The 22,736-nt window shown below is 71.2% G+C and carries 16 protein-coding genes; 7 read left to right on the top strand and 9 right to left on the bottom strand.

Annotated elements, in window-relative coordinates; translation table 11 throughout:
• Together AB0C25_RS27585 and AB0C25_RS27580 are read right to left on the bottom strand one after the other, a co-directional pair.
• Positions 1-569 (bottom strand): C39 family peptidase (locus AB0C25_RS27585; RefSeq protein WP_357377086.1); only part of this gene is annotated, 569 nt, incomplete at its 3' end.
• Between the two features lie 351 nt (positions 570-920).
• The gene (locus AB0C25_RS27580) at positions 921-1,109 is read right to left on the bottom strand and encodes a hypothetical protein (protein WP_357248815.1); all 189 of its coding nucleotides are present in this window, start codon (positions 1,107-1,109) and stop codon (positions 921-923) included.
• Positions 1,110-1,128: 19 nt separating this feature from the next.
• On the opposite strand from AB0C25_RS27580, the gene AB0C25_RS27575 reads away from it, so the two are divergent.
• Positions 1,129-1,968, top strand: coding sequence for a hypothetical protein (locus AB0C25_RS27575; RefSeq protein ID WP_357377085.1), 840 nt, complete (start codon positions 1,129-1,131; stop codon positions 1,966-1,968).
• 229 nt (positions 1,969-2,197) lie between these two features.
• Positions 2,198-2,833, top strand: a complete 636-nt coding sequence (locus tag AB0C25_RS27570; protein WP_357377084.1) for a hypothetical protein — start codon at positions 2,198-2,200, stop codon at positions 2,831-2,833.
• Positions 2,834-2,892: 59 nt separating this feature from the next.
• Here the strand turns inward: AB0C25_RS27570 and AB0C25_RS27565 are convergent, their stop codons facing one another.
• Complete coding sequence (locus tag AB0C25_RS27565; RefSeq protein ID WP_357377083.1) at positions 2,893-3,363, bottom strand: hypothetical protein; 471 nt, start codon at positions 3,361-3,363, stop codon at positions 2,893-2,895.
• Positions 3,364-3,376: 13 nt separating this feature from the next.
• Between AB0C25_RS27565 and AB0C25_RS27560 the strand changes: the two genes are divergently transcribed.
• Positions 3,377-3,625, top strand: a complete 249-nt coding sequence (locus AB0C25_RS27560; protein ID WP_357377097.1) for a hypothetical protein — start codon at positions 3,377-3,379, stop codon at positions 3,623-3,625.
• A 109-nt stretch (positions 3,626-3,734) separates the two neighbouring features.
• A complete protein-coding gene (gene pulA / locus AB0C25_RS27555) occupies positions 3,735-9,281 on the top strand; it encodes a pullulanase-type alpha-1,6-glucosidase (protein ID WP_357377082.1) in 5,547 nt (1,848 codons plus the stop codon).
• Between the two features lie 69 nt (positions 9,282-9,350).
• Here pulA and AB0C25_RS27550 read toward each other — a convergent pair whose 3' ends face one another.
• The 3 genes from AB0C25_RS27550 to AB0C25_RS27540 form a co-directional block, all read right to left on the bottom strand.
• The gene (locus AB0C25_RS27550; protein ID WP_357377081.1) at positions 9,351-10,985 is read right to left on the bottom strand and encodes a hypothetical protein; all 1,635 of its coding nucleotides are present in this window, start codon (positions 10,983-10,985) and stop codon (positions 9,351-9,353) included.
• 302 nt (positions 10,986-11,287) lie between these two features.
• Positions 11,288-13,300, bottom strand: a complete 2,013-nt coding sequence (locus tag AB0C25_RS27545) for a hypothetical protein (protein ID WP_357377080.1) — start codon at positions 13,298-13,300, stop codon at positions 11,288-11,290.
• 830 nt (positions 13,301-14,130) lie between these two features.
• Positions 14,131-15,612: an aminopeptidase P family protein gene (locus tag AB0C25_RS27540; protein WP_357377079.1), complete on the bottom strand. Its 1,482-nt coding sequence runs from the start codon at positions 15,610-15,612 to the stop codon at positions 14,131-14,133.
• 131 nt (positions 15,613-15,743) lie between these two features.
• On the opposite strand from AB0C25_RS27540, the gene asnB reads away from it, so the two are divergent.
• Entirely contained in the window at positions 15,744-17,705 is a 1,962-nt protein-coding gene (asnB, locus tag AB0C25_RS27535; protein WP_357377078.1) for an asparagine synthase (glutamine-hydrolyzing), read from the top strand.
• An 81-nt stretch (positions 17,706-17,786) separates the two neighbouring features.
• Here asnB and AB0C25_RS27530 read toward each other — a convergent pair whose 3' ends face one another.
• Positions 17,787-18,884, bottom strand: coding sequence for a lytic polysaccharide monooxygenase (locus tag AB0C25_RS27530; RefSeq protein ID WP_357377096.1), 1,098 nt, complete (start codon positions 18,882-18,884; stop codon positions 17,787-17,789).
• 395 nt (positions 18,885-19,279) lie between these two features.
• On the opposite strand from AB0C25_RS27530, the gene AB0C25_RS27525 reads away from it, so the two are divergent.
• Both AB0C25_RS27525 and AB0C25_RS27520 read left to right on the top strand, forming a co-directional pair.
• Positions 19,280-20,431, top strand: coding sequence for an XdhC family protein (locus tag AB0C25_RS27525; protein WP_357377077.1), 1,152 nt, complete (start codon positions 19,280-19,282; stop codon positions 20,429-20,431).
• A 110-nt stretch (positions 20,432-20,541) separates the two neighbouring features.
• Positions 20,542-21,477, top strand: a complete 936-nt coding sequence (locus tag AB0C25_RS27520; RefSeq protein WP_357377076.1) for a PfkB family carbohydrate kinase — start codon at positions 20,542-20,544, stop codon at positions 21,475-21,477.
• Here the strand turns inward: AB0C25_RS27520 and AB0C25_RS27515 are convergent.
• Entirely contained in the window at positions 21,474-22,304 is an 831-nt protein-coding gene (locus AB0C25_RS27515) for an MBL fold metallo-hydrolase (protein WP_357377075.1), read from the bottom strand. The two genes, AB0C25_RS27520 and AB0C25_RS27515, sit on opposite strands and share 4 nt — an antisense overlap.
• Positions 22,301-22,705 (bottom strand): hotdog domain-containing protein, encoded by a 405-nt coding sequence (locus AB0C25_RS27510; RefSeq protein ID WP_357377074.1) that lies wholly within the window; start codon positions 22,703-22,705, stop codon positions 22,301-22,303. Before AB0C25_RS27510 ends, AB0C25_RS27515 begins: the two co-directional genes overlap by 4 nt.
• Positions 22,706-22,736: the final 31 nt, after the last annotated feature.

The following is a 22,736-nucleotide window of genomic DNA, read 5'->3' as shown; positions in this document are numbered from 1 at the left end:
AGGACCGGGGTGATGTCGGTGATGCTGTTGGTGCCGGCCTCGGTGGTGCCCATTTCCTTGGCCATGTCGTCGACGTTGATGTTCTTGCCCTGCACGGACAGGGCGTTGCGGGTGGCGGCGGGGCCGCAGTAGTAGAAGTTCGGTTGCGCCTCGTAGCGCACACCCAGTTCCCGCTCACCCGAGGGCTTGCGGTCGGTCTGGGTCTGGCTGGTGGGCTTGGCGTCGGATGCCGCGTAGGCGGTGGTGACGGGTCCGGCGATGGCGCCTCCGGTGAAGGCGAGGCCGGCGGCGGTCAGGGCGGTCTTACGGATCAGATCGGTACGCATGATGGCGTGCTCCTCTGCATCGGGGGTGCCCACACAACCCTGGGGGTGTGGTCGTGCGGGGAGGTTCACGGCAACGCCGGCGATCCGGGGGACCTGCTCGGGCGTCGCGGGGGATGTAACCGGGGCGGCCTGCCAGGTGTTCCCGGCGGCTGCCGCGCTCCACGACTCGACGGTCGCGGTGGCGTGCCAGGTATAACGACCCCGCCCGGCCACCGATTCCGCCGCCACGGTGACCCCGGTCATGGGACGAAGCTCGCTAGGTTGAACAAATCGCCCATACGGTGCTCCCATCACATGGGAGGAGGGCGATGATCCACTCGGGGTCAGGGATATCGCGGTATCGGTGCGGCCTGGACACCGCGATGTTGGCAAACCCGAGTGGACCATGGCCGGTTCCGGTTCCGGCCCGAACGAGGCACGCCTCCCGCGCATCCGCCTGCGCTTTCGACTATCCCCCGTATCAGGGTAAATCGGTCAAATAACCCTGCCCGACCGACTCCGCCCGAGCCGATGCGGCGAGCGGTGGCGGTCGCGAACACCGTCCATGAGGGAGGCGCGAGGGCGGTGTTGCGGGGATACGGTCGGTCGGGGTGGTCAGGCGCCGTCTGCGGACTTCGCGGCGTCGCCGGCTTGGGCGTGACGCTCCCGCAGGCGCTGCCGGATCTCCTCCGGGGTGTAGGCGCGCCGCCGCCGTTCGGCCCGCGCGATGACCACGCCGGAGGCCGCCACGCCAGCGAGGCCGGCCAGCCCGAGGACCTTCCACCACCGCAATCCTTGCCGCATCGGCCTAGGCTAGTCCCTCATGAGCATCAGCCTGGATGAGGCCGTCGAGCTGACCCGTACCGGCGACGTGTGGGTGTTCCGGGGGCGCAGCGTGCCGGACCGGGCGATCCAGTCCATTACCAACAGCCCGGTCAACCACGTCGGGATGGCGGTCGTGCTGGACGACATGCCGCCGTTGATGTGGCACGCGGAGTTGGGCAGGTCGTTGCCGGATCTGTGGTCGGGCACCCACCAGCGCGGCGTCCAACTGCACGACCTGCGGGACGCGGTCTGCGTCTGGGCGAACCGGTACGGCCAACGGGCCTGGCTACGGCAACTCGACCCGCCTGCCGACGGGGAGATGGAGCGGGCGGTGCTGCGGACGATCGCAAGGTTGGACGGCACGCCGTTCCCGTCGACCGCGCAGTTGGCGTGGCGTTGGGTGCGTGGTCGGGTGCCGTCCCTGCCGCGCCGCCGCCTGTCGGCGCTGGCGCTCCCCGGCCGGCCAGCACCTCGGCCAGCCCCGGCCACCGACGGCAGCCCGGCCAGCCCGGCCAGCCCGGCCAACCCGGGCAGCCCGGCCAACCCGGGCAGCCCGGGCAGCCCGGGCAGCCCGGCTCCCCACGGCAACTCGTCCACCCACGCCAACTCGTCCACCTCCGGCAACCCGACTGGCTCGGCCGGGGAACGGGATCGGGCGTTGGAGACGGCGTACTGCGCCGAGGTGGTGGCGGTGACCTACGAGGCGATGGGGTTGCTGCCGGCGGGGCGGCGTCCGAACTGGTACGACCCGGGGCGGTTCTGGAGCGGTGACGACCTGGGGTTGGCCGCGGATGCCCGACTGGGTGCCGAAATCGAGGTGCGGGTGCCGCCGCGCTGACGTGTGACCTCGGGGGGTGGGCCTGGACCGGGCCTGACCCACCGGGATCGTCGGTGGAGTCGAGCCGTTTTCCGTGGCCTGCCGGCCGGTTGGCGCGATCCGTACCCGCCGGGTTTCCGGTGGGTGCGGTGCTGGCTACGCTGTCGCGTCGGTGGGGTTGAGGGGAGACCTGATGGCGGTGCGGCCGGATGGTGCGGCAGGGACACGAGCGGCGCGGGTATTGGCATCGATGCCGTGGGTCGTGGTGCTGCTCGGTGTGTGTGCGCTGGTGGTGCTCCTGGTGATCGCGCTGCTGTCGTTCCGGACCAGGGAGCGGGACGTCGTGCCGCGGGCCGCGCCTTCGGTGTTCCTGCCGACCGTGCCGGCTGCCTCGTCGGCCAGCGGTGGGCCGAGTCCGGCCGCGGTGGAGCGGCGCTCGGTGTCGCCGCGGCCGTCGCGCAGTAGTCGGACGCCGTCGCCGCGGGCCACCACGCTGGCCAGTTCGCCGACTCCGGTGCGGACGAGCGCTCCGGCGGCGCCGGTCGTGCCGGTCACGCCGACGAACGGCACGGTGGGTGCCCGGTACCAGGTCGGTGAGAACGGCTGGGACGGCGACGCCGCGGTGCTGTCGATCGTGAACGAGTCGGGTGAGTCGGTGGACTGGTCGGTGGAGTTGGCGTTCGACGACGACCTATGGGCTCTGCGGGCCACCGACGACTCGGGTGTCTCGGTGCGGGGTCGGGGGGACGGCGAGTTCGTGGTGCGCGGCACGCGTTCGCTGGAGGCGGGTGACTCTCGGGCGGTGCGGCTGCGGGTCGGTTGGGGTGAGTCGGCGCAGCGGCCGCTCCGGTGCACGATCAACGGTGTCGACTGCCGGCTCGGCTGAGCCGGGTCGGTGCCGCGGCGGGGCGTGCCGTTGGCGCTTTCGGCTCCGGCCGCCGATCGCTAGGCTGCCCGGACGGTGCGCTGAGGGAGGTACATGTCCGGAATGCGTCGTGCCCCGCGGCTGTCGCGCGGTCGGGCTGCGATCGTGTCGTCGCCCTGGATCGTGGTGGGCGTTGGTGTCCTCGTGATGGTGGTCCTGCTCTTCTTGGCCCTGGGCGCGTACCGGGGGCGTAGTCCCGCGCCGGACGGCGCGCCGGTGCCCCCGGTGGTGCCGCTGCCCACGGGGGTGGGGTTGCCGAGCGCTCCCGGCCCGGCGTCGTCGCCTCCGCCGGTGCGGCCGGGGTTGTCCGGGCGGGCGAGCGGCTTGCCGCCGAGCGCGTCGGCGGGGTCGCGGTCACCGTCGGTCGTCCCGTCTGTCGGCGCGACGGGGAGTGGACCGGTGGTGACGCGGTCACCGAGTCGGGCGCCGCAGGGGCAGTCGGCGATGAGTGGGCGGTACGGGGTGGTGCAGAGCTTCGACGGGGGTTTCATCGGCGAGGTGTCGATGGTCAACCGGTCCGCGCAGAGTCGTGGGTGGACGGTCCGGTTGGAGTTCTCCGGTGGGCGGTTGGTGACCGCGTGGGTGGAGGGCGTGCCACAGGGGACGCTTCGTCAGTCGGGCGACGGTTTCACGTACGTCAGTGGGGTGGACGTGCGGCCCGGTGGGTCGGTGTCGTTGCGGTTCCACCTGGAGCGGACCTCCAGTACCCCGCGTGAGTGCACCGTCGACGGGGTGCGCTGTAGCGGATTCTGAGTGGCGCTTCCGCAAGAATGCTGCTGTGTTACGACCGTGTTTGCAAGGCATTGCAGAATGTTTCGGCAAGGGTTAGCGTGCGGCGCATCACGACCAGAGGAAGGCGTCGATGAGACCCACGCCGATACCGCGCACCGCCCTGCTGGCCCTCGTCCCCCTGCTCACCCTCACGCTCGTCGGCACTCCGGTCGCCACGCATCCGGCCGCCGCCGCTGCCCGGTCGTCCGACGCCGCCGCGTTCGCCCCCACCGGCGCCGCGCAGTGGGGTGCCGAACCCACCGCCGAGGCGCTGCTCAAGGCGGGCGACAACTCGGCGCGCGCCGAGCAGTTCTACTTCGTCCTGCCGGACCGGTTCGCCAACGGTGACCCCCGCAACGACCGGGGCGGGCTGACCGGCGACCGGTTGCGGACCGGGCTCGACCCGACCGACAAGGGCTTCTACCACGGCGGCGACCTCAAGGGCGTCATCGACAAGCTCGACTACATCCAGGGGATGGGCACCACGGCCATCTGGCTCGCCCCGGTCTTCAAGAACCGGCCGGTGCAGGGCGCCGGCGACGACATCTCGGCCGGCTACCACGGCTACTGGATCACCGACTTCACCCAGGTGGACCCGCACTTCGGCACCAATGAGGAGATGAAGCGGCTGGTCACGCTCGCTCACCGGCGCGGCATCAAGATCTACCTCGATGTGATCGTCAACCACACCGCCGACGTGATCAAGTACGCGGAGGACACGTACGCGTACGTGGACAAGGCGACCTCGCCGTACACCGACGCGCAGGGGCGGGCGTTCGAGGATCGCAACTACGCCGACGGCAGCCGCGCGTTCCCGCCGGTCGACAAGGAGTCCTTCCCGTACACCCCGGTCCTTCCGGAGCCGGGTGACGCGAGCGTCAAGGTTCCGGCGTGGCTGAACGACGCGACCATGTACCACAACCGGGGGGACTCGACCTTCGCGGGCGAGAACAGCGAGTACGGCGACTTCTTCGGCCTCGACGACCTGTGGACCGAGCGTCCCGAGGTGGTCCGGGGGATGACCAAGGCGTACGGGGACTGGATCGGCGCGATCGGCGTCGACGGGTTCCGGCTGGACACCGTGAAGCACGTCAACATGGAGTTCTGGCCGCAGTTCAGTCAGGGCATCGAGCGGGCCGCCGAGAAGGCCGGCAAGAAGGACTTCTTCATGTTCGGTGAGGTGTACAGCGCCGACCCGGAGATCAGCTCCAGCTACGTGCGCCAGGGTGGCCTGCCGGCGACTCTCGACTTCGCCTTCCAGGAGGCCGCGCGCGGGTACACCGCCGGCGCCGGCTCGGCGAAGGCGCTCGCCGACGTGTACGCCCGCGACGACCTCTATGCCGCCCGGGACACCGACGCGGGCCGGTCACCCACCTTCCTCGGCAACCACGACATGGGCCGGATCGGCTCGTTCATCGCCGGTGGCGGCACCGACCCGGCCAGCCACCTGCGCCGCGACCAGCTCGCGCACCAACTGATGTTCCTGACCCGGGGCCAACCGGTGATCTACTCCGGCGACGAGCAGGGCTTCACCGGACCCGGCGGGGACAAGGACGCCCGGCAGGACATGTTCGCGTCGAAGGTGCCCGACTACCTCGACGACGACCTGCTCGGCACCGACCGCACCCACGCCAGCGACCAGTTCGACACCGGCCACCCGCTGTACCGGACCATCGCCGAGCTGGGCCGGCTGCGCCAGGCGCACCCCGCGCTGCGCGACGGCGTGCAGGTCACCCGGTACGCCGCCGACGGCCCGGGCGTGTTCGCCGCCTCCCGGATCGCCACCGCCGACCGCACCGAGTACGTGGTGGCGGTGAACAACGCCGACACCGCGCAGACTGTCACCGTGGACACCTGGTCGGCCGGCGCAACCTTCACCGGCATCTACGGCGGCGCGGGCGGCGAACAGGCCGGCGGCGCATGCTGCGCCGGAGCGCCCCCGGCCCGTTCGACCGCCACTGCTGGCGCCGACGGCAAGCTGAGCCTGACCGTGGCGCCGCTGTCGGCGGTGGTGTACCGGGCCGGCACCCCCATCGCGCAGGCGGCCGGCAAGCCGACCGTCACCATCACCAGCCCGACCCCGGACGCGCCGGTCGCCACCCGGGCCGCGGTCACCGCCCAGGTGACAGGTGACCCCCTCGCCACCGTCACCGTCGCCGCCCGGGTCGCGGCTGGGCGGTGGACGTTGCTGGGCAGCGCGGACCACGCGCCGTACACCGTGCAGCACGACCTGACCGGCCTGGCCGGCGGCACCCGGGTCGAGTACAGGGCGGTGGTCCGCGACGGTCGGGGCCGCACCGCGACGGCCCGGTCCACCGCCACCGTGGGTACGCCCCCGCCCGGCGGTTCGCGGGAGTGGGCGGTGGTGCACTACCAGCGTCCCGCGGGTGGGTACGACGACTGGGGGCTGTACGCCTGGGGTGACATCGACCCGGCGTACGTCACCGAGTGGCCCAGCGGGCAGCCGTTCGTGGGGGAGGACTCCTATGGCCGGTTCGCGTGGGTGAAACTCAAGCCGGGCGCGACGTCGGTGAACTTCCTGGTCGTCGACAAGGCTGGTACGAAGGACGTCGCCCAGGACCGCAGCATCGACGTCACCTCCACCGGGGAGATCTGGCTCAAACAGGGCGACCCGACGATCTACCCGACCCGGCAGGCGGCCACCGGTGAGCCGGACCCGCCGGTCGAGGAGGGCACCGCGGTGATCCACTACCGGCGGGCCGACAACACCTACGACGGCTGGGGCCTGCATGTGTGGGACGGGGCGGCCAACCCGACCGAGTGGTCGACGCCGCTGAAGCCCGTCCGGACCGACGCGTTCGGGGCGGTGTTCCAGGTGCCGCTGGCGGCCGGCGCGACCGCGCTGAACTACGTCATCCACAACGGTGACACCAAGGACCTGCCCGACGATCAGCGGCTCGACCTGGCCGGCGCGGGCCGGGAGGTGTGGCTGCTCGCCGCCACGCCGGGCCGGTTGCTGCCGACGACGGCGACCACCGCCAGCGGGGACACCGACATCGGCAAGCAGAAGGCACACTGGATCGACAGGTCCACCGTGGCGTGGCAGACGTCGCCGACCGACGGCAGGACGTACGCGCTCGTCGTCGCGCCCGAGGGCGGGGTCGGCGTGGTCGACGGGGAGCTCACCGGGGCGTACTCGACGTTGCCGTTGCGGGCGCAGCGCAACGGGCTCACCGAGGCCCAGCGCACGAGGTTCCCGCACCTGTGGTCGTACCGTAGCTTCGCCCTTGATCGGGGCGACCTGGCCAAGGTCCCGGCGGCGCTGCGGGGGCAGGTGCTGGTGACCGAGCGCGACGCGGAGGGTGCCCTGCTCGCGGCGACCGGCGTGCAGATCCCCGGTGTGCTCGACGACGTGTACGCGCGGGCCGCCGACGCCACCCTCGGGCCGACGTTCGCGGGTCGGACGCCGAGCGTCGCGCTGTGGGCGCCGACCGCGCGCACGGTGGCGTTGCAGCTGTTCGACTCGCCCACCGCGTCGCCTAGGACCGTGCCGATGCGCCGCGACGACCGCACCGGTGTGTGGTCGGCGCGCGGCGACCAGAGCTGGGCCGGGAAGTACTACCGGTACGAGGTGCGGGCGTGGCAGCCCGCCGCGCAGAAGATGGTCACCGCGGCGGTGACCGACCCGTACTCGGTGGCCCTCGCCGCGGACTCCACGCACAGCCAGCTGGTCGACCTGAACGACCCGGCGCTGGCCCCGACGGGCTGGCGGACACTGCGCAAACCGGCTCCGGTGCCCCCGGCGAAGGCGCAGATCACCGAGCTGTCGGTGCGGGACTTCTCCATCGCCGACGAGACCGTGCCGGCCGAGCGGCGGGGGACGTTCCTCGCCTTCACCGACCCGAAGACCGCCGGCATGACCCACCTGAAGGCGCTTGGTGACGCCGGTGTCAGCCACCTGCACCTGCTGCCGGCGTTCGACTTCGCGACGATCCCGGAGCGGCGGGCCGACCAGCGTCAACCCGACTGCGACCTGGCCGCGCTCCCGCCGGACTCCGCCGAGCAGCAGAAGTGCGTGGCGGCGGTCGCCGACACCGACGGTTACAACTGGGGGTACGACCCGCTGCACTACACCGTGCCCGAGGGTGGCTACGCCGTCGACCCGGCCGGGGCGGCGCGGACCACCGAGTTCCGGCGGATGGTCGCCGGGGCGAACGACGCCGGGCTGCGGGTCGTCATGGACGTGGTCTACAACCACACGGCCGCGGCCGGCACCGATCCGAAGTCGGTGCTCGACCAGATCGTGCCCGGCTACTACCACCGGTTGTTGGAGGACGGCACGGTCGCCAACTCCACCTGCTGCGCCAACACCGCCCCCGAGCACACCATGATGGGCAAACTGGTCGTGGACTCGCTCGTCACCTGGGCGCGGCAGTACAAGGTGGACGGCTTCCGGTTCGACCTGATGGGTCACCACCCGAAGGCGAACATCCTGGCCGTCCGCCAGGCGCTGGACCGGCTGACCGTCGCCCGCGATGGCGTGGACGGCCGGTCGATCCTGCTGTACGGCGAGGGCTGGAACTTCGGCGAGGTCGCCAACGACTCCCGGTTCGTCCAGGCCACCCAGGCCAACATGGCCGGCACCGGCATCGGCACCTTCAACGACCGGCTGCGCGACGCGGTGCGCGGCGGCGGGCCGTTCGACACCAACCCGCGGGTGCAGGGCTTCGCGTCCGGGCTCCACACCGACCCGAACGGCGACGACGTCAACGGGTCACCGGCCGAGCAGAAGGCCCGCCTGCTGCACGCCCACGACCTGATCAAGGTGGGTCTGACCGGCAACCTGCGGGGCTACCGGTTCACCGACACCGCCGGGCGGCAGGTCACCGGGGAGCAGGTGGACTACAACGGATCCCCGGCCGGCTACACCGCGGCGCCGGGGGAGGCCGTCACCTACGTCGACGCGCACGACAACGAGATCCTGTACGACGCGCTGGCGTACAAACTGCCGCAGACCACCTCGGCGGCGGACCGTTCCCGCATGCAGGTGCTGGCCCTGGGCACCGTGGTGCTGGGGCAGGGCACCGGGTTCGTCACCGCCGGCACCGAGCGGCTGCGGTCGAAGTCGCTGGACCGCAACTCGTACAACTCCGGTGACTGGTTCAACCAGATCCGCTGGGGTTGTGAACGGGGCAACGGGTTCGGCGCCGGTCTGCCGCCCGCGCCCGACAACGAGGACAAGTGGTCGTACGCGTTGCCGCTGCTGGCGGACCCGGCGCTGGTGCCGGACTGTGCGGCGATCAACACCACGAACGCCAGGTACGCCGAGCTGCTGCGCATCCGGGCGTCGTCGCCGGTGTTCGGGCTGGCCACCGCCGAGCAGGTGCAGCGGCGGGTGGCGTTCCCGCTGTCCGGGGAGCAGGAGACGCCGGGCGTGCTGACCATGACGATGGACGCCCGGGGGCTGGGCGGGGCGTGGCAGTCGGTGACAGTCGTCTTCAACGGCACCCCGGAGACGGCGACGCAGACGGTGACCGACCTGCGCGGTGCGGACGTCGCACTGCACCCGGTGCTTGTCGATTCGGCCGATCCGGTGCTGCGTACCGCCTCGTTCGACCGGGCGGCGGGCACGTTCAGCGTCCCGGCGCGCAGCGTGGCGGTGTTCGTCCAGAGGTAGCGACGTGAACCGGCCCCCTTCCGCGTGGCGCGGAAGGGGGCCGGTCCGTTGTGCTGGTGTCGTGCTTGATCAGGCGAAGCAGTTCTCGATGGTGCCGCCCGGGATGGCCAGGCAGTTCGTCGGACGGTTCGCGGTGATGGCGGACTTGTCGTCCACGTTCACCTCTCCGAAGAAGCTGAAGACACCGCCCGGCTCGAAGGTGGAGAAGTTGTGGGCGACGTTCGTCTTCGACAGGTTGACCTCGCCGAAGATGTTGAAGATGCCGCCGCCGACCCCGATCGGGCCCACGGCCCGGTTGCCGACGACCTCGCTGTCGCGCAGCGTGGTGACGCTGCCAGCGTTGAAGAGCCCGCCGCCGAAGAAGCCGGCGGTGTTGTCCTTGATGGCGCTCTTCTCGAACGTGACCACGCTGTCGAAGGCGATGGCCACACCACCACCGACACCGGCGGTGCTGTTCTTCTCGATCGCGACGTGGTGCAGGTTGAGCTGGCTGTCCGCCGCCGCGAGGCCGCCACCGGCGAGGACCGCGGTGTTCGAGGCGAACTTCGTCTCGTACGCCGTGGTGTTGCCCTCGATGTCGAGGTAGCCGCCGCCGAAGCCGAGCGTCTCGTTGTCGGTGATCTCGGCCTTCTTGAGCTCGACGGTTCCACCGTCGACGTCGTCGGTGAAGATCTCCGCGGCGCCGTTGGAGATACCGCCACCACCGATGACGGCGGTGTTGTCGGTGATCTTCGACTCCTCGACCTTGAGCAGGCCGGCGTTGAAGACACCGCCACCGAAGAAGAAGGCGGTGTTGCGGGTGACGGTGCTGTGCCAGATCTTCGTGGTGCCGAAGTTGGCCACGCCACCGCCGTTGCCGCCCGACTGGTTCAGGACGACCTCGGATTCCAGGATCTCGGCGGTGCCGCCCGGCTGGACCAGGATGCCGGCGCCGTCGTTCTCCTCAGGCTCCTCGACGAGCGGCGTGACGACGCCCGGCGTGACCTTCTTGGTGACCTTCGGCGCGGCCGCCAGGCTCGCCTTCGGGTTGGCCTGCCGCGCGGTGAGCGCCTGGGTCAACGGGGTGCCCGCCTTCACCTGCGCGGCGAGCGCCTCGGAGTCCGAATACGACGCCCAGACGGCCGCCGGCTCGACACCGTTGAACAGTTCGAGGGTCTGGCCACCCTTGATGGTCAGGCCCTTGATGGTGAGGTGACCACCGGCGCCGACGTTGAGGATGCGGAAGTAGTCCGCCGTGGCTTCCCGAGAGATCGTGGTGTGCTCGCCCTTGAGCGTGATCCGCTCGGTGATCACCGGAAGGCCGTTGCCCTCGTAGTCGTTGCGGGTCAGGTTGTAGGTGCAGCCCTTGGCCAGCTCCAGCACACCGCCGTGCTTGTTGTTGGCGAACACGATCGCCTGAATCAGCTTGTCGGTGTCGCAGGGCACCTCCTTCCCGCGCTCGTGGTCCTTGTCCCGGTCCTTGTCGTTGTCCCGGCCCTTGTCCTTGTCCCAGTCGCGTCCCTCGTCACCCCGCTGGTCGCCGTCCTTGCTGACCTGCGCGGTGTTCCAGTTCAGGCCGACGGCTCCGGCGCTGCCCGCGACGCCAACCGCCGCGAGACTGATCACGCCCGTCAAACCGGCCACGCCACTGGCGAGCCAGAGCTTGCGGCGGCGCTTGGCCGTCGCCCGCCCGGAGGCTTCGTTGTTCGTTAGGTAGTTGGACATCGGAGCTCTCTGCCCTCTCCTCGTACCAGACAGGGTCGCCGCCGTCAGACGGGTGTCCCCTGCTACAAATCGGTTGTAGCTCCCAAAACCACCGTATGAGAAGGTTCCTCGCCTCGCGGGCTTATCCGAGAGAACCCAACATTCGGTTCATGTCACGTCGGGAAGGGTCGGGACACCCCGCCGGGCCCACTGCCGCCCAGGACGGCCGTAGACCCCTCTTGACCTGCCAAAACGGGTACGCCCCTCCGAGCCGGCGACGGCGCGGAGGGGCGTACCTCTCTATGTGGTTCAGCCCCACCCGATCAGGCGAAGCAGTCCGAAACGTTGAAGCAGTTGGTCGGGCGGTTGGCGGTGACCGCCGACTCGTCGTCAAGCGTCACCTCGCCGCCGATGCTGTTGAAGATGCCCCCCGGCTCAAGGGTGGAGAAGTTGTGCGCCACCGTCGTCCGGTGGAGTCTGACCTCGCTCCCCTCGGCGTTGACGATGCCGCCGCCGCGGGCGAACGGACCGACGGCCCGGTTGCCCACCACTTCGCTGTCGCGCAGCGTCGTGACGCCGTCGTCGTTGTAGAGGCCGGCGCCCCACAAGCCCGAGGTGTTGTCCTTGATCCTGCTGCTCTCGATCGTCGCGACGCTGTCGGAGCTCACGAACAGGCCGCCACCCTCGCGAGCGGTGCTGTTCCTGACCACCGTGGCGTCCTTGAGGGTGAGCTGGCTGTCCGCCACCGCGACGCCACCACCCTCGAGCACCGAGGTGTTGTCACCGACCGTCGTCTGGTGCAGCGTCGTGGTGCCCTCGACATCCAGCACGCCGCCGCCGAAGCCGAGCGTCTCGTTGTCGGTGATCTCGCTCTTGTAGACCCAGACCGAACCGCCCACAACGCCCTCGCTGCGAATCGCCGGCGCGCCGTTGGAGATGCCACCGCCACCGATGATTGCGGTGTTGTCCTTGATCTTCGACTCGTCGACCTGGAGTACGCCGGCGTTCAAGATGCCGCCGCCGGCGAAGAACGCGGTGTTGTGCGCGACAGTCGTCTTGCTGAGCCTGGTGCTGCCGAAGTTGGCCAGCCCACCGCCGCTGCTGCCGGACTGGTTGTAGAGCAACTCGCTGTCCAGGATCTCGGCCCGCCCACCGGGCTGCACCAGCACCCCGGCGCCGTCGGTGAACCCGGGCTCCTCGACCAGCGGCGTCACCGCCGACCCGGCCGGCGCCGGCTTCGCCGCCACGGGCGTGGCCGGTACGGCCTTGACGGCGGTTGTTGCCGCTGCCGTGGCCGGTGCGGCCTTGGTTGCTGATGCCGCCTTGGCCACGGGGGTCGTGGCGGGTGCTGCCTTGGCGGCCGCTGTCGCGGCGGGCTTCGCTGCCGCCTTGGCCGCGGTCGTTGCGGCAGGCTTGGCGGGTGCCGCCTTGGCCGCTGGTGCCGCCTTGGCTGCGGGTGCTGCCTTGGTCGCGGGTGCTGCCTTGGCTGCGGGTGCTGCCTTGGTTGCGGGTGCTGCCTTGGTTGCGGGTGCTGCCTTGGTCGCCGGTGCCGGTGCGGGCTTCGCTGCCGTGCCGGTGTCGGTGGGGCGGGTCAGAGCCGAGTACGACGCCCAGACCGTCGCCGGGTCGGCGGTTATCGGGGACTGAAGGGTCTGGCCGCCCTTGATGCTCAGGCCCTTGAGGGTGAGGTGCCCGCCGGGGCCGACGTTGAGGATGCGGAAGTAGTCGGCGGTGGCCTCCCGGCCGATGGTGGTGTGCTCGCCCTTCAGGGTGATGTTCTCGGTGATCACCGGAAGGCCGTTGCCGTCCTGGTTGCGGGTCAGCGTGTAGGTGCAGCCCTTGGCCAGCTCCAACACGCCGCCGTCCTCGTTGTTGGCGAAGGTGATCGCCTGGATCAGCTTGTCGTTGTCGCACGGGACCTGCCTGCCGCGGTCCTTCTCGTCGCGCTTGTCGTCCTGGCGCTTGTCGCCTTGACGCTTGTCGCCTTGACGCTTGTCGCCTTGACGCTTGTCGCCTTGACGCTTGTCGTCGCCGGACCGGTCGTCGAAGCCGCTCCAGTCGTCGCCGCCCCACTCGTGGTCCTGAGCGTCGGTTTCCTTGGCGTCGTTCTCGTCCGCCCCGCCAGCGTCGCTGACGTTCTGCCGGTTGGTCGACGGCTGCGCGTCGGACACCTGGTCGGATTTGGGCTTGTCATCCCGGGCGGCCACACCGCCGAGGGCCGCCAGACCGACCACACCGGTCAACCCGGCAACGCCGGCGACCCAGAGCGCCCGCCGTCGTCGTGTCGGCGGAGCTGTCGAGGCCCCGCCGTCGGTACTCGTTACGTCGTTGGACATCAGAGCCTTCCGCCCTCTCCTGCTACCAGACGGGATCGCACCGCCCGAGGCGCCACGACCAGCTACAAATGGGTTGCAGCCTCTGATCCCCACCGTATGAGAACCATCTTCGCGACGCGGACTTATCCGAGATAACCCCGCATTTGGCGCAGGCCGGATGAGGCCGGGCAGGCGGTCCGGGCCGGTGAAAAGGGTGTGAGCAGCGCAAAGGCGGCCTCCAGCGGGCGAATGTCGCCGCCATCGCGGGACAGGCAACGCCCGTCGGCCGAGTGCCGCCCGTCGGCCCGAGTGCCGCCCGTCGGCCCGAGTGCCGCCCGTCGGCCCGAGTGCCGCCCGTCGGCCCGAGTGCCGCCCGTCGGCCGAGTGCCGCCCGTCGGCCGGGGTGCCGCCCGCCGCCCACGCCGCCGGCGTGCCGAGGCGTGATCCACTCGGGTTTCAGGAAAGGGCGGTATCCGTGCGGCCCGGATGGGGCGGTTTTCGTGAAGTCGAGTGGATCACGGGGGTGGGTCTTGGTCGGGGGTGTTGGCGGGCCCTGGTGTTGTCCCGTCGGTCGCGCGAAGGGCGTGATCCACTCGGGTTTCAGGAAAGGGCGGTATCCGTACGGTCTGGATGGGGCGGTTTTCGTGAAGTCGAGTGGATCAACGCGTGCGTGGGGGTGCAGCGGGAGGAACACGCCACAGGTGCGGGCTGCTGCCGCTGCCCGGGCGGCGCCAGCACGGCGCCGGGCCGGGGTCGGAGGTCGTCGACAACGACGCACCGGCGTCGCCGGGCCGGTGGATCGGCTGGCGGCGGCGCCGGTGCGTGGTCGGGCGGCGGGGCTGGTGCGGCGGTCAGCCGGGCAGGCGGGGGCCTGCCTCACGCTGCTCGGCCAGCCAGGTCTCCACCTCGTCGGAGGTGCGGGGCAGCCCGGCCGACAGGTTCACCGCGCCGGTCGCGGTGACCAGTACGTCGTCCTCGATCCGGATGCCCATGCCGCGCAGCTCGGCGGGGACCAGCTCGTCCTCCGGCTGGAAGTACAGGCCGGGCTCGACGGTGAGCACGTAGCCCTCGCCCAGCGCGCCGTCGCGGTAGGTCTCCTTGCGGGCGTTGGAGCAGTCGTGCACGTCGATGCCGAGCATGTGGCCGAAGCCGTGCAGCGTCCACCGCCGGTAGACGGTCGACTTCTCGTCCATCGCCTCGTCCACGCTCACCGGCAGCAGGCCCAGCTCGGACAGGCCCTCGGCGAGGACCCGCATGCAGGTCAGGTGGACGTCCTTGAACTTCACCCCGGGGCGGATGGCGTCGATGCCGGCCTGCTGCGAGGCGTACACGATGTCGTAGACCTGGCGTTGCAGTGCGGTGAACCGGCCGTTGACCGGCAGGACCCGGGTGACGTCGGCGGTGTAGAGGTTGCGGCCCTCGACGCCCATGTCCATCAGCAGCAGGTCACCCGGTCGGGTGGCGCCGTGGTTGTGCACCCAGTGCAGGATCGTGGCGTGCTCGCCGGCGCCGACGATCGAGCTGTACCCGACGTCGTTGCCGTCGTGCCGCGCCCGCAGCGCGAAGACACCCTCCAGGAGTCGCTCGGAGACCGCGCGGTCGGCCGGGAGGATCCGGGCCACGTCCTCGAAGCCGCGGACGGTGGCGTCGATCGCGTCCTGGAGTTGGCCGATCTCCCACTCGTCCTTGACCAGCTTCATCTCCGAGATGGCGATCGCCAGCTCCCGGTCGCGGGCCGGTTGGCCCTCGGCGCGCGGTCCGTCGTACTGGCGGACGGCCGCGTCCACCTGGGCGTCGAAACCGCGCAACACCCGGGTACGCCCCGGCGCCAGGTCGGCGAGGGTCGCCTCCAGGCCGGTCAGGTCGGCGGTGGGCAGGCCCAGCTCGGTCGACTTCTCGCTGAGCGTGTGCCGCCGGCCCACCCACAGCTCGCCGTTGCGGCTGCGGAAGAACTCGTCGGTCTCCCGGGACGATCGGGGCTGCATGTACAGCGTCGCGTCGTGCCCGGAGCCGTTGGGGCGCAGCACCAGCACGCTGTCGGCGTCGTGGTCGCCGGTCAGGTAGGCGAAGTCACTGCCCGGCCGGAACGGGTAGTCGGTGTCGTTGGCCCGGACCTTCTCGGTGCCGGTGGGGATGACAAGCGTCTCGCCGGGGAAGGCCGCCGAGAGCGCGGCACGCCGCTTGGCGTAGTTGGGCGTCTCCGGCCGGGGCGACACGGGGAGCGCGGTGTCGCGCCAGCCCTGCCGCATGAAGGACAGGAACGCCTCCGGGAAGTCCGGATCGTGCGATTCCGTGCCGTCCGTCGGCGTACCGTCGGTTTGTCCCTCGGTCATTGCGCCGCTCCCTCCGCCTCGTTGCTGATCCCGACGGTACCGCGCGCCCGGTTCCTGCTGACGCCCCCGGGAGTCGGGTGGATCGACGGACGGCTGCAAGGGCCGACAGCGCGCGTGGAAAGATGGCCACCATGTGCGGACTTCTGGCCTTCTTCAGCGCGAACGGCAACGCCGCAGCGCATCGCGACCACATCGCCGGAGCGTTGGAATGCCTGCACCACCGCGGCCCCGACGAGACGGGGGTCGAGGTGGTCGGCGACGCTTCCGGCCGGTACGCGGACGGCGTGTTCGCCCACAAGCGGTTGGCCATCATCGACGTCGCGTCGAGCCACGAGCCGCTGCCCTACGCGAACGGCCGTTACCTGCTCACCTTCAACGGTGAGATCTACAACTACATCGAGTTGCGCGAGGAGTTGATCAGGAACTTCGGCGCGCAGTTCGCCACCGCCGGCGATGGCGAGGTGATCGTCGCCGGCTACCACTTCTGGGGTGAGCAGGTGCTCACCCGGCTGCGGGGCATGTTCGCCTTCGTCATCTGGGACCGGCAGGAGCGGCGCGCGTTCGGTGCCCGCGACTACTTCGGCATCAAGCCCATGCACTACCTGGAGACCGCCGACGGGCTCTACCTGGCGTCGGAGAAGAAGGCGCTGCTGCCGTTCGCGCACAGCAACTACCAGGGTGACGCGGGCGTCGACACGGCCAACCTGAGCCACTACCTGACCCTGCAGTACGTCCCGGAGCCCGGCACCCTGCACAAGGGCATCAGCCGGATCGGCTCGGGGGAGTACCTGAACTGGACCCCGGGTGGGCGCATCGACGTACGCCGGTGGTATCGGCCGGTGTTCCGGCCGGCGCCGGTGGACGACGAGCAGAAGCTGTACCACGAGATCCGGGAGACGCTGCGGGAGAGCGTGCGCATGCACATGCGCTCCGACGTGCCGGTCGGCTCGTTCCTGTCCAGTGGCATCGACTCGACCGCGGTGGTGGCGCTGGCCCGGGAGTTCAACCCGAACATCCTCACCTTCACCGTTGGCTACGACGTCCCGGGTTATTCGGAGATCGACGTCGCCCAGGAATCGGCGCGGCACCTGGATGTGACCACGATCCCTACCAAGATCGGTCCGCAGGACATGATCGACGCGCTGCCGAAGATCGTCTGGCACCTGGACGACCCGGTGGCCGACCCGGCGCTGGTGCCGCTGTACTTCGTGGCCAAGAAGGCCGCCGAGCACGTCACCGTGGTGCTCTCCGGCGAGGGCGCGGACGAGTTCTTCGGCGGCTACACGATCTACCGCGAGCCGCTGTCGCTGGGCACCGTCAACGGCCTGCCCGGCGGGGTGCAGAAGGGCCTGCGCGCGGTCTCCAAGGCGATCCCGCAGGGCGTCAAGGGCAAGAGCTTCCTGGAGCGCGGCACCACCCCGATCGAGGAGCGCTACTACGGCAACGCGCGGATGTTCACCGAGGAGGAGAAGCAGCACCTGATGCGCCTCTACGACCCCTCGGTGCGCTACACCGACGTCACCGCCCCGATCTACGCCGAGTGCACCGAGCTGGACGACGTCACCAAGATGCAGTACGTCGACCTCTACACCTGGCTGCGCGGCGACATCCTGGTCAAGGCCGACCGGATCTCGATGTCGCACTCGCTGGAGGTGCGGGTGCCGTTCCTCGACCGCGAGGTGTTCGACGTCGCGGCGAAGATCCCGGTGGACCTGAAGCTGCCGCCGCGCTCCGACGCCACGAAGTACGCGATGCGTCAGGCGTTGCAGGGTGTCGTGCCGCCGGCCATCGTCAACCGCAAGAAGTTGGGCTTCCCGACCCCCACCCGGGTCTGGCTGCGCGGCGAGATGTACGAGTGGGCCCGGCACGTACTGAGCACCTCGGGTGCGGGTGACCTGCTCGACCTGTCGTACGCGCTGCGGCTGCTCGACGAGCACAAGCGGGAGGAGGCCGACCACTCCCGCAAGGTGTGGACGGTGCTGATCTTCTGCATCTGGCACGCGATCTTCGTGGCCAAGACCCTCGACCCGGGCATCCAGCGCAACCAGTCCGCCCTGCTCACGAAGCCGGTGGTCGGTTCCATGGTCCGCTGACACCCACAACGACCAAGAGGTTTGCGTCATCCGGAGTCGTTCCGGTGACGCAAACCTCTTGATCGTTTCAGGGGGTGGCGGCTACTTGCGGGCGCAGGTGACCGTCGGGAGTCCGTTCGTTCCTGTGCTGCTGGCCAGGAAGCCGAACGTGGTGCTGCCCTCCGGTGCGACTGTGCCGTTGTAGTTGACGTTCGTCGCCGTCACCGACGAGCCGGACGACGTCTGTGTGGCGCTCCAGATCTGGCTTATCGCCTGCCCGTTGGGCCAGGTCCAACTCGCGGTCCAGCCGTTGAACGGCGTACTGCCGTGGTTCATGATCGTGACCTCGCCCTGGAATCCGCCCTGCCAGGCGCTGCTCACCTTGTAGACCGCCATGCAGTCACCGCCCGGCGGCGGCGTGGTCGGGTTCGGCGGCGGGGTCGTCGGGTCCGGCGGCGGCGTGGTGGGGTTGGGCGGCGGGGTGGTCGGGTCCGGCGGCGGGGTGGTCGGGTCGGGCGACGGCGAACCGGTACCCGGACCCACCCCGGTCACCTGACCGTTGCCGCCGTCGAAGGTCACGTCGGAGCAACCGAAGAAGTTCTCTTGCGAGTCCGAGCGCACCCAGCGGGAGTAGATGATGTGCCGGCCACTCTTACCCGACGGCAGGTTGCCGCTGAAGTAGTAGTGCCCGTCGTTGCTGCCGACCGAGCCGCGCTGCGGCGGGTTGGTCACCGTCAGGAACGGCTGCTCCAGGTCGCTCCACGCCAGGGCCCGGGTCGGGCTCCAGCTGTCCTTGGTCACGTAGAAGTAGAACGTGCCCGGGTGGTGCGCCCAGTTGCTGTACTTGAAGTCCAGCCGCGACCCGGCGGTCAGGTGGGTCAGCGGCCAGTCGGTGCGGGGCAGGTCGTAGCCGCGGAAACCGGTGGCGCCGCCGCTGCACAACTGCCCGTCCGGGATGAAGCCGGTGGTCCGGCCGCCAGCGTCGGAGCGCAGCACGCTGAACCAGTTGTAGAGCGAGTTGGCCCCGCTCTGCGCCACCGCGGCGGAGCACGCGGGGTTGTTCGGCCGGATCTCACCGGTCTGGCTGCGGCCGTCCTGCCAGCACAGGTAGGTACGGCTGCCCGGGGTCATCGCCGCGCCATGCGCGGCGGCCGGCTGGGGACTGGACGCCAGGGCGACAGCGCCCAGCGCGAGGGTCATGGCCGCGGTGAGCAACGCGGCCGTACGGGAACGGTTCACGGGTTCTCCTGACTCGCGAGGCGCGCCGCCCGAGCCGCCCCGCCGCGAACGGACGGGACGTGGCCTGCTCGCCCCGCTGAAATGAGCGGTGCGACGATCACGGCGACGTGCCCCGGCGTAAGCCCAGCCGGTGGACGCGTGCCATCAACGGTCCTGTCAGGGACCGGCGCCCTCGCGTGTGTCGAACCCGGCAACCGGTGGCGCGGCAGCCCTCGCACCGCCCGGTAGACGTCATCCCATCACGCCACGCCGCGTCAGCGCAATAGCTGTTCCTCGATGGATGAGTTGACCCACCGGCCGCCGTTCAACGCCATATCCTGCGGACGGGGACGACGGAGGCGGGGAGGCGGCGGCCGGTGCCGGACGTGTTCGACGAGGTGCACCGCCGGTGCCGCGCCGGTGAGCCGGTCGCGCTGGCCACCGTCGTGGCCACCTGGCGCTCCGCACCACAACCGCCCGGCGCGGCGATGGCGGTGGCGGTCGACGGCACGGTCACCGGCAGCGTCTCCGGCGGCTGCGTCGAGGCGGACCTCTACGAACGGTCCCGCCGGGTCCTGGACACCGGCACCGCCGAGCTGATCCGGTACGGCATCAGCGACGACGACGCGTACTCCGTGGGTCTGACCTGCGGTGGCATCCTCGACGTGTTCGTGGAGCGCGTCGATGCCAGCGCCCTGCCGGAGCTGGCAGCGGTCGCCGCCGCCCGCCGAGACGGCCAACCGGCGGCGGTGGTCACCTGCGTGGCCGCCGACGCCGGCGATCCACCGGGCGCGGCGCCGACCGATCCAGCTCGGCGGTTGGGCCGGCGACTGGTGCTGACCGGCCAGCTGTCGATCGGGTCGCTGGGTGACGACCGGCTCGACGACGCCGCCCGCGTCGACGCCCTCGGGCTGCTCGCCGCCGGGCACAGCGGGGTGCTCCGGTACGGCTACCACGGGCAGCGTCGCGGCAGCGGCATCAGCCTCTTCGTGACCGCGTACGCCACCCCGCCTCGGATGATCGTCTTCGGGGCGATCGACTTCGCCGCCGCGGTGGCCCGGATCGGCGCGTTCCTCGGCTACCGGGTCACCGTCTGCGACGCCCGAGGAGTCTTCACCACCGCCCGGCGCTTCCCCGAGGCCGACGAGGTGGTGGTGCAGTGGCCGCACCGCTACCTGCGGACGGAGTTGGACGCGGGCCGGGCCGACGGGCGGACGGTGGTGTGTGTCCTCACCCACGATCCGAAGTTCGACGTGCCGGTGCTGGAACTGGCGTTGCGCCACCGGTTGGCGTACGTCGGCGCGATGGGTTCGCGGCGCACCCACGACGAGCGGCACAAGCTGCTGCGCGAGGCGGGGCTCGGCGCGGAGCAGCTCGCCCGGCTCGCCTCGCCGATCGGGTTGGACCTCGGTGGTCGTACCCCGGAGGAGACCGCGGTGAGTGTGGCCGCGCAGATCGTCGCGGTCCGCTGGGGTGGCACCGGTCGCCCCCTCGCGGCCCTCGACGGGCCGGTCCACCGGCCCGGGTAGCCCGTGCACCGCTTCGGTGCCCACCGAGCGGCGCGCTGTGCCAGCCTGGGGGCACGGCGATCGGCTCGGCGGGCGGCGGCCGGTGGTTGGTGACGACGAGAGGATCTCCCATGGGGTACGCGGTGGTGCTCGGCGAGGCACTCGTCGACCTGCTCGACACCGAGCGCGACGGGGAGCGGGTCTACCGGCAGGCGGTCGGCGGCGGGCCGCTCAACGTCGCCGTCGGGGTGGCCCGCCTCGGCGGTGCGGCACAGTTCGTCGGGTCCCTCGGCGACGACGTGCTGGGCGGTCGGATCCGCGCCTTCCTCACCGCGGCGGACGTCGGGGTGGCCGGTGCGGTGACGGTGCCAGCGCCGACCACGCTCGCGGTGGTCACCTACGCCGGGCCGGAACCCGACTTCCGTTTCTACGGCGAACCGGCGTCCTACGGCCTGCTCGGCCCCGACGACCTGGACCTCGCGCTGGTGGAGGGCGCCGACGTGGTCTGCTGCGGCTCGATCGCGCTGCTCCAGCCCGGCCCGCTGGCCGCCGCCCGGCGCGCCTGGTCGCTCGCCACGGGTCTGCGGGTCTTCGACCCGAACGTGCGCCCCCGGGTGCTGGACGGGCCGGAGGCGCTGGACGGGCTCCGCCAGGTGGTGGCCGAATTCGCCCCCGGGGCGCACCTGGTCAAGCTGAGCTCCGCCGACGCCGGGCTGCTCTACCCGGGTGAACCGGTCGAGGGGGTCGCCGCGTACCTGCGCGAGTTGGGGGCCGCCACGGTGGTGGTGACGCTCGGCGCGGCCGGCGCGGTGCTGGCCGCCGCCGACGCCGACCCGGTCCGGGTGCCGGCCCCGAAGGTCGACGCGGTCGACGCCACCGGCGCCGGTGACTCGGTGCTGGCCGCGCTGATCGCCGACCTGCTCAACGACGGCGAACCGGACTCCCCGGCAGGGTGGGTCGAGCGGGTCGCGTTCGCGCTGCGGGTGGCGGGCCTGGTCTGCGAGCGCCCCGGTGGCGCCACCGCCATGCCCACCCGCGCCGACGTCGAACGCCGCTTCGCGGGTTAGGCCTCGCCGTCCAGCTCGCGGTAGCCGCGGCGGGCGGCGACCAGGGCGGCGCGGGCGCCGAAGGGAGCCTCCGCGGCCACCCTCTCGGGCGGCGCGCTGCCGGTGTGCGCGGCCCGGATCAGCCAGGCCAGCCGCACCAGGTCGGCATGTTGGGCGCGGACAAACTCGACGTCCACCGGGTCGCCGTGACCCGGCACCACCACCGTGCGCGCGGTGGTCAGCCGCAGCAGGTCCGCGACCGCGTCCGGCCACCGCAGGGGGTACGCGTCCTCGAAGGCGGGCGGCCCGCTCTGCTCCACCAGGTCCCCGGCGACGAGCACGTCGGCGTCCGGCACGTGCACCACCAGATCCGCGTCGGTGTGCCCCCGCCCCGGGTGACGCAGCAGCACCCGCCGGCCACCCAGGTCGAGCGACGTCTCGGTGTGCACGGTGTGTGTGGGGGCGAGCAGCGGGGTGTCGGCCAGCTCGGCGGCGAGCGCCGGATGTTCCTCGCGCAGCTCCGCGTACGCCTCCCGGCGCAGCCCCTCCGGGTCCGTGCGCAGCGCCGTGGCGGCCAGCTGGTGCGCGTACACCGGGCGGGGTGGGTCGCCGGCCAGGACGGCGTTGCCGAAGCAGTGGTCGTAGTGGTGGTGGGTGTTGACGAGTGTCAACGGGCGGTCGGTGATCGTCCGGACGGCGGCGGCCAGGGCGGTGGCCTGCGCGGCCGACGAGAGCGTGTCCACCAGGAGCGCCTCGTCGTCCCCGACGACGAGTGTGACGTTGACCCGCAGCAGTGGTTCGCGAAGCACGTGCACCCGGTCGGCGACCTCGACGAACCCGGTGGTCACGACGGACGCCCGGCTCGTTCGACGAAGCGTTGCCGGTCCACCAGGATCCGATCCACCCGACCCCGGGCCACCGTCTGGTCACCGTCGCTGACCGTGACCTCGAACGACAACCGGCGACCGTCGACGGTCGCCAGCAGCGCCTGCGCCCGGACCGTCCGGCCGACCACGGTCGGCGCCAGGTGCTCCAACTCGACCCGGGTGCCCACGGTCGTCGACCCGGGCGGCATCCCGGTCGTCGTCGCCGCCACGGTGGCCGCCTCGGCCAGCGCCAGCACCCGGGGAGTGCCCAACACCGGTACGTCCCCGGAACCGACCGCCTGGGCGGTGTCCGCGTCGGTGACGGTCAACTCGACCTGGGCGGTCAGACCCGGCGCGAAGGCCGGCTCGGGCTGCTCCTGCATGGTGGTCAGCCTAGGTGTTCGCCGGACACGG

The sequence above is a fragment of the Micromonospora sp. NPDC048839 genome, from assembly GCF_040649915.1.
Taxonomy (GTDB): domain Bacteria; phylum Actinomycetota; class Actinomycetes; order Mycobacteriales; family Micromonosporaceae; genus Micromonospora.
The sequence above is the reverse complement of the archived record's forward strand: the minus strand, read 5'-3'. Positions and strand labels throughout refer to the sequence as shown.

Coding starts and splice junctions, on each gene's coding strand:
- AB0C25_RS27580 (WP_357248815.1), bottom strand. CDS start 1,109: ATGCGGCAAGGATTGCGGTGGTGGAAGGTCCTCGGGCTGGCCGGCCTC.
- AB0C25_RS27575 (WP_357377085.1), top strand. CDS start 1,129: ATGAGCATCAGCCTGGATGAGGCCGTCGAGCTGACCCGTACCGGCGAC.
- AB0C25_RS27570 (WP_357377084.1), top strand. CDS start 2,198: ATGCCGTGGGTCGTGGTGCTGCTCGGTGTGTGTGCGCTGGTGGTGCTC.
- AB0C25_RS27565 (WP_357377083.1), bottom strand. CDS start 3,363: ATGAAACCCCCGTCGAAGCTCTGCACCACCCCGTACCGCCCACTCATC.
- AB0C25_RS27560 (WP_357377097.1), top strand. CDS start 3,377: ATGGTCAACCGGTCCGCGCAGAGTCGTGGGTGGACGGTCCGGTTGGAG.
- pulA (WP_357377082.1), top strand. CDS start 3,735: ATGAGACCCACGCCGATACCGCGCACCGCCCTGCTGGCCCTCGTCCCC.
- AB0C25_RS27550 (WP_357377081.1), bottom strand. CDS start 10,985: ATGTCCAACTACCTAACGAACAACGAAGCCTCCGGGCGGGCGACGGCC.
- AB0C25_RS27545 (WP_357377080.1), bottom strand. CDS start 13,300: ATGTCCAACGACGTAACGAGTACCGACGGCGGGGCCTCGACAGCTCCG.
- AB0C25_RS27540 (WP_357377079.1), bottom strand. CDS start 15,612: ATGACCGAGGGACAAACCGACGGTACGCCGACGGACGGCACGGAATCG.
- asnB (WP_357377078.1), top strand. CDS start 15,744: ATGTGCGGACTTCTGGCCTTCTTCAGCGCGAACGGCAACGCCGCAGCG.
- AB0C25_RS27530 (WP_357377096.1), bottom strand. CDS start 18,884: ATGACCCTCGCGCTGGGCGCTGTCGCCCTGGCGTCCAGTCCCCAGCCG.
- AB0C25_RS27520 (WP_357377076.1), top strand. CDS start 20,542: ATGGGGTACGCGGTGGTGCTCGGCGAGGCACTCGTCGACCTGCTCGAC.
- AB0C25_RS27510 (WP_357377074.1), bottom strand. CDS start 22,705: ATGCAGGAGCAGCCCGAGCCGGCCTTCGCGCCGGGTCTGACCGCCCAG.